This is a genomic window from Rhodococcus sp. O3, from assembly GCF_048897285.1.
Taxonomy (GTDB): Bacteria; Actinomycetota; Actinomycetes; order Mycobacteriales; family Mycobacteriaceae; genus Rhodococcus.
The window spans coordinates 1-9,780 of the sequence record NZ_JBMBTE010000158.1 but is presented as its reverse complement, the minus strand read 5'-3'; the positions used below and the strand labels follow the sequence as shown (position 1 = coordinate 9,780).

Here is a 9,780-nt window from a genome sequence, read left to right as displayed (position 1 = left end):
CGAACAGGTACTGCGCTCCCCCGAGGTGCACGGCCGGATCGTAGCCGGGCAGCCGCCATCGCAGATACCGGTGCAGCGCAACCGAATACAGCAGCGCCTGCATCGGGTAGTGGGCGCGCAGCATCTCCGCGGCCATCCGGTCGCGGGTGTAGTGCTCGGTGGTCAGCAGCTCGTCGGGCGCGAGCCGGTTCGTCTTGTAGTCGACGATCACGTAACGACTGTCCCCGCTCCCCGTACCGGGCACCCGCAGCACCGCGTCGATGCTGCCGGTGAGGTAGCCGCGCAACGGAATCGGCTCGAGGATCCTCACCAGCTCCGCGTAGGGCCGCATCGGGTCGTCGACGGGCAGGTGCCGGCGCAGCAGCGTACCGACCGCGTCGAGCGTCACGATCGTCGAGACCGGATTGTCGCCGCCGGCGAGCGGCAGTTCGAAGTCCAGCTCCGCCAATCGATCCGACGGCGCGATGCCGGCGAGGGTCGTGCCGAGGGCACCGAGCGGGGTGTGCAGCACCGGGGTCAGGGCCGCAGCCAGCGCCTCCGGATCGACGTCCGAGTGCTGCGCGACGATGACCTCGCGGCATCGGGTGAGCAGTTCGGCGTCGAGGTCGACGGCGGCGGTGTCGACGACCTCGAGAACGGCGTGCACGAGGGTGCCGAACACCGTGCCGCCGGGCAACCCGTTCATCGGCGACTCGACGACGGCGACGCCCGGCGCCGCTTCCGGTCCGCCGGTCGGCAGCGGCGGCTCCTCCGGCTCGTCGTCCTTGTCCGGCGTCTCGACTTCGCTTGCCACACCGGGATGTTCGTGCGCGGAGGCAGTCAGCGCCGAATAGGAAGTGCGGCGCCAGTATTCGTCGAGGGTCCGGTCGAACCGGGCGGCGGCGAGGGCGTCGTCGCGATCCCGCTCGGGGCTCCACGTCGGCACCGCGATCGGGCCGGGCGCTACCGCTTCGGTCACGATCAGCCCGTCGGATCGTTCGGACCACGCCGCGAACTGCTCGGCGACGACCGCATCGGCGGGGATCTTCACGTTCGGCGCGAGATCGGCGGTGCCGTCGACGCGACCGGCGAGCATGCGGTGCAGCGGCGACGACCCGGTGCCGAAGGACGGCGCCCACCACAGCGCAAGGTGGCTACGCGCGCGGGTCAGCGCGACGTACAGCAGGCGTAGTTCTTCCCCGGCCGCCTCCTCGTCGTGCCGGGCGCGGCGCTGCCCGTATCCGGGACTGCCCTCGCCGCCGACGTCGAGGATGCGCCGGCCGTCCTCGTGCAGCAGCAACGGATCGGGATTGGGGTGCTTCGCCGAGTCCCACCCGAACGGCACGTACACGACCGGGAATTCGAGTCCCTTGCTGCCGTGCACGGTGAGGATCTGCACGGCCGCGGCATCGCTGTCGAGGCGGCGGCTGCGGTCGGTGCTGCCGGGGCGCGGATCCAGCATGCGCTCCTCGAGCCACCGGGTCAGTGCCGCCGGGCCCAGGAACTCCTCGGCGGCAACACGATCGAGCAACTGCGCGATGTGCCGCACGTCGGTCAGGGCGCGTTCGCCGGACACGGTCGCGAGCAGCCGCGCTTCGAGCCGGCTCAGCGTCGCGAGCTGTTCGAACAACGCCGCGAACCCGGAGCGGGCGAACACCGCGGCCAGTTCGCGCAGCATGCTGCCGACCTCGGCGACCAGCTCGTCGCCGCGGGTGTCGACGTCGTCGACGGTGTACCCGAGCAGCGGGGTCAGTGCGGCCAGCCGCACCCGGTCGGATCGGTGCGGTTGTTCGATCGCCTGCAGCACCCACAGCCAGTCCTGCGCGGCCGGGGTCGCGAACACACTGGTGCCCCCGGCCAGCACGCACGGCACGCCGGTGCGCACGAGCGCGTCGTACACCAGCGACACCTGGGTGTGGGTGCGCACCAGCACCGCGATGTCGCCCGGTTCGATGCGGCGCGGGCCGCGACCGTGATCGATGGCGGCGCCGCTGTCGAGCAATCGGACGATGTCCGCGGCGACGTCGCGCGCGACCCGGGACCGCAGCGCACCGACCGCGGGGAACCCGGAACTGCCGTACGGTCCGGCACCGGTCCGCGGCAGGTAGCGCAACCGGATCGGCGGCGCCCCGGTCAGGCGCGTGGACGGTCGCGCGGCGTCGACCGGGTGCACGACGATCCGCGAATCCCCCAGGGCGGCACCGCCGTACAGCTGCCTCAGCGCCGCGAGCAGGTTGCCGTCGCTGCGCCAGTTGGTCGTCAGCTCCAGGTGACAGTCAGCGACCGCGACGGCCTCGAGGTAGCTGAGGACCTCCGCCCCGCGGAACGCGTAGATCGCCTGCTTGGGATCGCCGACGAGCACGAGGGTGGTGTGACCGTGGAAGGCGCGGCGCAGGATCTCCCACTGCTTCGGGTCCGTGTCCTGGAATTCGTCGACGAGCACCACCGCGAACCTCGACCGGATCCGCCGGCATGCCGCTTCGCCGTGTTCCGGGTCGCCGAGTACCCGGTGCAGCAGCGCGAGCTGGTCGTCGAAATCGCGCACGCCCGCCGCGCGTTTGCGGCGTTCGACCTCGGTGCGCACGGCGCGGGCGAAGGCGACCCGCTCCCCCGCCGGTGTGCCTTCGGCGCCCTCCGGGACGAGATCGGCCTGCGGATCGAAGATCGCGGCGCGGGCGGCGGCGGTCGCCTCGGCGAGACCGATCGGCGGGCTCGGGACCCGGCCGTAGGTGCGCAGATACAGATCCGCGACGACCTCGGTGGTCAGGTCGTCGACGTCCTCGACGAGCACCACGTCGGGTTCGCGTTCCCCGGCGATGCCGAGTTCGTCGAGCATGCGCTGGCAGAAGCCGTGGGTGGTGGCGATGGTGGTGGAGTCGAAATCCGACAGGGCCTGCCGCAGCCGGGTGCGGTACCCGGCGACGTCGCCCTCGGCGAGATACCGGATCAGCTCGTCGCCGCTGCGCCGCGCGCTGTCCGGGTCGGCGAGCGCCGCCGCGACGGTCGCGAACCGTTCCCGGGTGCGTTCGCGCAGTTCCTGGGTGGCGGCGCGGCTGAACGTCACGAGCAGCAGGTCCGACAGGTCGGCGTGGCCTTCGGCGACGAACCGGGTCGCCAGGCCGACGATCGCGTAGGTCTTGCCGGTGCCGGCGCTGGCCTCGAGCACGGTGGTGCCGCACGGCAGCGGGCCGAGCAGATCGAACGCCGTCGCCGGCGAGGTCGGCGCCGTCATCACGGCCTCCCCTGGGTTTCCGAGGCCAGCAACGGTTCCCACAGCCGCCGGGCGAGCACCCCGAAGCGGCTCGGGTCGTCGTGCCAGGCGCGTTCGTCGTCGAGCGGCGGGGCGGTGGTCAACGCGTTCAGGCTCACTCCCGTTCCGTACAGGTAGGTCAGGTGCCGGTCCTTGCCGTCACCGAACGCGCCGCCGAACTCCTTGGCGGCGGATTCGAGGGCCATCTCGACCGAGTCGCCGCGGTACCGCCGGTTCGCGTATTCGGCGGAGGCACAGGTGGTGATCGGCAGCGGCGTGTGCAGTCCGCGATCGCGCAGGCTCACCAGCCGCAGCAACTGATCGCGCGCATCGGCGGGTGCGATGAGGGTGGAACGCCAGGCGGGGGTGCGGAAGCGACCGCGGCCGGTGGTGACCGCCTGCCACGTGCCGGGCCGGCCGGACGCGGCGACGGCGAGCAGGTGGACCCACGCCGTCATGCGCTGTTTCGGAGCCAGGCGCGAGAAGGTGCTCCGCGCGATCGTCGTGCCGTGGATGCCGCCGACGGTGCCGGTGAGGCGGCGGCCGTCACCGAGGTCGACGACGACGTCGGCGGTGTCGGCGGCCCCGGCGTGCACCGGCCCGCAGGTCGCGACGAGTTCCTCGACGGTGCGGGTGACGTCGCCGAGAACCTGCTCGCCCAGCGCGGCCGGAGGCAGGGTGCCCCGACGCCATTCGGCGGCGCGGAAGTCGGCGGGATCCACACCGGCCAGGCGTGCCTCGAGCATGCGTTCGCCGAGGTCCCAGCGGGCCAGGCCGTCGAGTTCGATGTCGAGGGCGTCGGCGATGTCCTCGTCGAGTTCGGGGATGCGTAGCCCGAGTCGCTGCCGCAGGAAACCCTGGGTCGGGTGCGTGAGGAAGGCGACGAGTTCGGCGAGGTCCACGTCGCCGTCGGCGGCGCGCGGAGCCAGCGATCCGCACGCCGCTCCCACCGATCGGGGTGGTTCGGGATCGGGTCGCGCCGCGGCCCGGGCGCCGGCGAGGGCGGCGGTGTCGAAACTGAACGGCGCGTCGGCACGGAAGTTGCGAGCATCGAAGGGCTGCAACGGATGCCGTCTCACCACCGTGTGCGGTTCGCTGCCCGTCATGACGGCGACGACATCGCGCAGTTCGCTCAGCGGCACGGCGGGCGGCCGGTGTGCACCGGTGACGGGATCGGCGCCGGTGTGGAACAGCAGGACACGGTCGCGGGCGGACATCAGCGCGTCGAGCAGTAACTGCCGGTCCTCGCTGCGCGGATCACGTTCCCCCACAACGGGATCGAGCGCGGTGACGTCGTCGCCGTCGATGTGGGTGCCGCGCGGGAAGTGCTCGTCGTCGAGCCCGAGCAGCACCACGACCCGGTGCGGCACCGACCGCATCGGGACCATCGTGCAGACGGTGAGCTCACCGGTGCGGAAGTTCGCCCGCGTCGGCCGGCCCGCGAGCCGGCTCGCGAGCATGGCCCGCACGTCGGGCAGACGCAGTTGCGCGTCATCGCTGTGCTCGACGGCGGCGGCCAGTTCGCGGTGCGCCTGGGTGAGCTGCCAGCCGTCGGCCGGGGCGACATCGGTGAGCAGGTCGACGGCACGGGCCAGGTCCGCGGCCCACCGGGTCGCGGGTTTGGGACCCCGGAGGCTGTGCAGCACCGAATGCAGCCGGTCGATGTACTCGGCGAATCTCCCGGCGCGGTCGATGTCGTTGCTGTCCACATCGTCGAACGGCAGTGCGAGCGAAAGCCATTCGCTCTGCGACTCGTCGGCGGCGACGCCGAGCAGGAGCCGGTCGAGCGCGGTGCCGAACGTGTTCTGCGGGAAATCGGCGAGACCCACCGCCGCGCGCTGGCCCTTGGCCAGGCCCCAGCGGGCACCGGTCGCCACGGTCCATTCCTGCAGGCGTTCCAGGTCGTCGTCGGTGAAGCGGAGCCGCCTGCGCACCGGCGGCGCCGCGGCCAGGTCGAGGACCTGACTGGCGGTGACGCGGGCGTCGGCGAGGTCGAGCAGCGTCGCGACGACGGCGAGCACCGGGTTGGTGCGGCGCAGCGCGCGGTCGGCGACGCGCACCCGGAGTCCGTGACCCGGATGACCGTCGACGCCCTGCCCGAACGCGGCGTGGACCAGCGGGGCGTACGTCTCGACGTCGGGGCACATGACGATCACGTCGCGCGGTTCGAGCGTCGGGTCGTCGCGGAACAGGTGCAGCAGCGATTCGCGCAACACCTCGACCTGGCGGGTCGGTCCGTGGCACGCGTGGATCTGCACGGTGCCGTCGGCTGAGGCCGAACCGGCGACCGGGGCGCGGCCGGCGCGAATGTCGGCCTGCAGCCGGCCGAGCAGCGTGCCGGCAGGCTCGTCCGACGGGTGGTGCACGTCGACGGCGCCGAGGACGCTCAGGCGCATCTGGAACTCGCGGACGTCGCGGGCGAGAGCGGCGAGCAGCGGATGCCGGACCGCGAGGGCGCTGTCGTCGTCCGCGCGCCGCAACCGCGGCGGGATCTCGGCGAGTGCCTGCCACATCGCCGGGCTCGGGTGCGGCAGCCACAGGTGCACGTCGCGCCCGGCGCCGAGCGCGGACAGGACCGCGAGCTGCACCGTCGTCAGTCGGGTTGGCCCGAACAGCGACAGCCGTTCCGGCAGGTCGACGACGCCCGGTTCGGCGCGCAGCCGCGCGCAGGCGGCGTCGAGTCGCTGGGCGGGACTGTCGCTGCCGATGCGTTCACGCAGGCGGCGCCACAGCTCGGGCTGCCAGAGCAGGTGCTCGGCGAGCGGCGCGCCGGTGCCGTCCGTGTCGCGGCCGTCGGCCCAGTCCAGGAGCATCTGCGGCCGCTGGGCACCGTAGCTGCGCATGAGGTCGGCCAGGTGCGCGGCGGTTGCGTATCGGCGACCGGTGCGGAAGTCGTCGCTGCCGTGCCCGAGGTGCCGGGACAGCACCCCACACCACGGCTCGCCGACGCACTCGTCGATCACGGCGAGCAGTGCCCACAGCACGCGGGACGGATGCCAGGGATCGTCGTCGGCGGTGGTCCCGGAGGCCGCGGACAGCGCTTCGTCGACGAGTCGCGCGGGTGACGGGAAGTCGATGTTCGCCGCGACCCCGTCACCACCGGTCGTGCCGAGTGCGGTGGACAGCCGCTGGGTGAGCCACCGTTCCATGCCGCGGGCGGGGACGGCCACGACCTCCCGCGCGAACGGATCGGCGGGCGGTGTCGCGAGCAGTGCGGCCAGGGTGTCGGCGAGGGTGTCGGCGCGCTCGGCGCGGTGCAGCGTCAGCACGCGTGTCCTCCTCGATGTCGTCCGGTGTTCCTCCTGCGGTCTATCACACCGGTCGGACACCGAGCACCGTCGCGCGACCCCGGGCGACGGCGGGGCGAGTGGTTCAGCGGGTGAGCCAGGCGGCGAGCGCGTCGCGGTCGTTCTCGACGATCTTGCCGATCATCTTCGCGGCCAGACCTTCGATCTGCCTGCCGACGAGCGGGATCTTCACGGTGACCTCGCCGCGCACGGCGAGGACGGTTCCGTCGGCGGTGGGCCGCAGTCGTGAGGTGCCCCGGAAGTCGACGGGGATGCCGCTGGCACCGCCGACGACGAGGCCGGTCGCGCCGTCGGCGCGGAGGGCGCCCCAGTGGTCGGTGCGTTCCATGATCATCGGGCCGCGCACGACGCCGCGGACGAGCGCGGGCATGTCGCTCGGTTCGGCACGTTCGGTCACGACGACGAGCAGGGTGCCGTGGCCGTCCGGGTTCTCGATCCGCACGGTCGCGGTGGGGCTGGCGGCGACGCGGTCACGCCAGTACCGCTCGTCGGTCAGCGCCGCGTGCACGTCGCGCGCGGGATGCTCCAGGACCGCCGTGAACTCGAATTTCTTCGGCACCGTTCGGACGGTACTGCGTTCCGGCGGTCGCGTCAGGGGAACGGGAGGCCGGGCGCTACGCGAAGCTCAGTCCGTGCCGCTCGAGGTCTTCGCGCAGGATGCGAACGGCCTTGGGTCCCATGCCGTGCAGCGCGAGCAGGTCCCGTTCGGTGTACCGCGTGAGGTCCTCGAGGGTCGCGACGCCGATGCCGTCGAGCGCGCGCTGTGCGGGAGCGGAGGTCTTGGGCAGCGGGTGTCCGGTCACGCAATCCAGTCTCGCCCGGTTTCGCCGGGGACGCAGAGGATGTGCGCAACGCGCCTCGTTCCGGACGGACAGGTCGTTGATGCGACCGCGGGTGTTGACTCCCCCCTCCCCCGGTGCAACACTTAACCAAATGGTTCAGTATTCGGATCTGGATTCGACGTTCGCGGCACTGGCCGACCCCACCCGCCGCGGAATCCTCGAACACCTGACGAACGGCCCCGCGTCGATCAGCGACCTGGCCGCGCGATTCGAGATGAGCCTGCCCGGCATCACCAAACACATCCGACTCCTGGAGGAGGCCGGCCTGGTACTGACGGAGAAGAAGGGCCGAGTGCGGTACTGCACCCTCGGCGCCAACCCACTCGACCACGAAGCGGCATGGATCCGCGGCCACCGGAAGTCGATCGAAGACCGCATGGACCGTCTCGCCGCATTCCTCGACGAAACCAAGGAGCCATCATGACCACCCCCGATCCCACTGTCACAGACACCACTCTCACCGTCACCACCCCCGGCGACCGCGTGATCCACATCGAGCGCATCTTCGACGCCCCGCTCGACCGGGTCTGGGCCGCCCATTCCGAACCCGACCTGCTCGCCCGATGGTGGGGCCGCGGGAACCGGCTCGACATCGAGAAGTTCGAATTCGAGCGCGGCGGACACTGGCGGTTCGTCGAGCACGCCGACGGCGAAACCCACGGATTCGAAGGACGATTCCGCGAGATCACCCCCAAGGAACGCATCGTCCAGACCTTCGAGTGGGACGGCATGCCCGGATACGTGTCGATCGACACCGCGACGTTCGTCGACCTCGGCGACGGTCGCACGAAGATCGTCACCGAGAGCCTGTTCCACACCACCGATGAACGCGACGGCATGCTGCAGTCCGGCATGGAGTCCGGTTTGAGCGCGAGCTACGTCGCGCTGGATCGCCTGCTGGCGGCATGACACCCGGACAACCACACACCCCCGCGTGACCCCCCCGCGTGACACCGACTCGGAGACTTCGGTCACCATGTCCGCATGAAACACGGGGGTGTGGCTGTTCTGTTGGGGGTCTTCGCGGTGACGGCGGGAACCGGATGCACGGTCGTCGTGCCCGGAATTCCCTCCGCCTCGGCGGAGGAACGGACGATACCTGCCTCCACCCCGCGCGCGACCATATCCGAGCCCGAGCTCGCATCGTCCCGGGCTCCGGGCATGTCCTCCCCGGCACGGACCATTATCGATGCCGAGAACTACCTGACCGCGCCCGGCGTCTACCACTTCGCGAGTGCGAGCGGGAAGTTCGCGTGCATGATCTCCACGGAGGAACCGGCGCTCGCCGGCTGCTACGGACCCATGCCGGCGACCGCACCGAAGGTGCCCGGCAGCGGCGCACCCGACGCCCTGGTGCCACCGAACTCGGTGTCGGTCACCTCCGACGCGCCGGCCGCGTTCACGAGTGTGGGCGACGCGCGGTTCCACGGTCCCGGCGCCGGCGTGCAGCCACTGCCCTACGGTCACCGCCTCGACGCCGCCGGGTTCACCTGCACCGTCGATCCCGTCACGGGCGTCACGTGCGCGGCACGCCTGCACGGATTCACCGTGTCGGACAGCGCATTCGACCTCTGGTAGTGCACGACCCCGGTGCTGCGACCTCACCCGGCGGAGGCCTGCTCCGCGGCCCACTCGGCGACCCGCCGGACGCTCTCCTCCTCGGACAGGTCCTCGACCCGCGTCATGATCGACCAGCGCACCCCGAACGGGTCGCGGATCGAGGCGTAGCGGTCGCCGGAGACGAACGTGGCGAGCGGTTCACGGATGGTGGCACCCGCACGTTCGGCCCGCAGCACCACCTCGTCGACGTTCGAGCAGTACAGTCCGAGCGAATAGCAGTCGGCGTCCCCCTGCGGCGCCGCGACGAGCCCGTAGTCCGGATTGGGTTCGCCGAGTTGCATTCGCCCACAGCCGAAGTCGAGGTCGGCATGGACGACGATTCCCCCGATCTCGGTGACGTCGACGACGCGGGCACCGAACACCGAGCGATAGAACTCGATGGCGTCGCGGGCCGACGGCACCGCGATGAACGGGGTGAGGCTGGTGTATCCGTGCGGGATACCGTCGGTCGTGTGGTCGCCGGTGACACCGGCTCCGGTCATGGTGTTCTCGTTCATGCCACGACGCTAGGACCGGGCTGTCGGGGATGGCTTGTAGATTCGCGACAGCACACGAGGAGGGATCCGGCGTGACGACCAGCGACCGACGCGGTGTCCTGTATCCCGCGCGCCTGCCCACGTTCCATCGCGAACCGCCGCCGAGCGAACTCGCAGGTCTGGTGCGGTGGTTCTGGATTCCCGAATGGCAGCTCGCCCCGGGCCGAACCTCGCGGCAGGAGATCCTCGCCTTCCCCGCGTCGAATCTGACCGTCGGAGCCGACGGGGTGACCCTGTCCGGTCCG

Annotated in this window: 8 protein-coding genes and 1 pseudogene; 4 read left to right on the top strand and 5 right to left on the bottom strand. The window is 71.4% G+C overall.

Annotated features, from left to right (window positions below; all coding sequences use genetic code 11):
* The 4 genes from ACN675_RS25775 to ACN675_RS25760 all read right to left on the bottom strand — a co-directional run.
* On the bottom strand, positions 1-3,211 hold a 3,211-nt coding region (locus ACN675_RS25775; RefSeq protein ID WP_420753538.1), incomplete at its 3' end, for a UvrD-helicase domain-containing protein.
* The gene (gene recC, locus ACN675_RS25770) at positions 3,211-6,498 is read right to left on the bottom strand and encodes an exodeoxyribonuclease V subunit gamma (RefSeq protein WP_420753537.1); all 3,288 of its coding nucleotides are present in this window, start codon (positions 6,496-6,498) and stop codon (positions 3,211-3,213) included. The genes recC and ACN675_RS25775, both read right to left, overlap by 1 nt.
* Positions 6,499-6,601: 103 nt before the next feature.
* Positions 6,602-7,096 carry a DUF2505 domain-containing protein gene (locus ACN675_RS25765; protein WP_420753536.1) on the bottom strand — a complete coding sequence of 165 codons (495 nt, stop codon included), beginning with the start codon at positions 7,094-7,096 and terminating at the stop codon, positions 6,602-6,604.
* A gap of 55 nt (positions 7,097-7,151) precedes the next feature.
* Positions 7,152-7,340, bottom strand: a complete 189-nt coding sequence (locus tag ACN675_RS25760; RefSeq protein WP_307846683.1) for a DNA-directed RNA polymerase subunit alpha C-terminal domain-containing protein — start codon at positions 7,338-7,340, stop codon at positions 7,152-7,154.
* Positions 7,341-7,470: 130 nt separating this feature from the next.
* Here ACN675_RS25760 and ACN675_RS25755 point away from each other — a divergent pair, with 130 nt between their 5' ends.
* From ACN675_RS25755 to ACN675_RS25745, 3 genes are all read left to right on the top strand, one after another.
* The gene (locus ACN675_RS25755; RefSeq protein ID WP_420753535.1) at positions 7,471-7,803 is read left to right on the top strand and encodes an ArsR/SmtB family transcription factor; all 333 of its coding nucleotides are present in this window, start codon (positions 7,471-7,473) and stop codon (positions 7,801-7,803) included.
* Positions 7,800-8,288, top strand: a complete 489-nt coding sequence (locus ACN675_RS25750) for an SRPBCC family protein (protein ID WP_420753534.1) — start codon at positions 7,800-7,802, stop codon at positions 8,286-8,288. The genes ACN675_RS25755 and ACN675_RS25750 overlap by 4 nt, the downstream gene beginning before the upstream one ends.
* Before the next feature lie 75 nt (positions 8,289-8,363).
* The gene (locus ACN675_RS25745; RefSeq protein ID WP_420753533.1) at positions 8,364-8,957 is read left to right on the top strand and encodes a hypothetical protein; all 594 of its coding nucleotides are present in this window, start codon (positions 8,364-8,366) and stop codon (positions 8,955-8,957) included.
* Positions 8,958-8,980: 23 nt separating this feature from the next.
* On the opposite strand, the gene ACN675_RS25740 is transcribed toward ACN675_RS25745, so the two are convergent.
* Positions 8,981-9,496 (bottom strand): VOC family protein, encoded by a 516-nt coding sequence (locus tag ACN675_RS25740; protein ID WP_420753532.1) that lies wholly within the window; start codon positions 9,494-9,496, stop codon positions 8,981-8,983.
* 71 nt (positions 9,497-9,567) lie between these two features.
* On the opposite strand from ACN675_RS25740, the pseudogene ACN675_RS25735 reads away from it, so the two are divergent.
* Positions 9,568-9,780 (top strand): annotated as a pseudogene (locus ACN675_RS25735) (AraC family transcriptional regulator); the annotation flags it as partial.

Excerpts from the sequence above, each read along its gene's own strand:
- ACN675_RS25755 (WP_420753535.1), top strand. The coding sequence starts at position 7,471 with ATGGTTCAGTATTCGGATCTGGATTCGACGTTCGCGGCACTGGCCGAC.
- ACN675_RS25750 (WP_420753534.1), top strand. The coding sequence starts at position 7,800 with ATGACCACCCCCGATCCCACTGTCACAGACACCACTCTCACCGTCACC.
- ACN675_RS25745 (WP_420753533.1), top strand. The coding sequence starts at position 8,364 with ATGAAACACGGGGGTGTGGCTGTTCTGTTGGGGGTCTTCGCGGTGACG.
- ACN675_RS25740 (WP_420753532.1), bottom strand. The coding sequence starts at position 9,496 with ATGAACGAGAACACCATGACCGGAGCCGGTGTCACCGGCGACCACACG.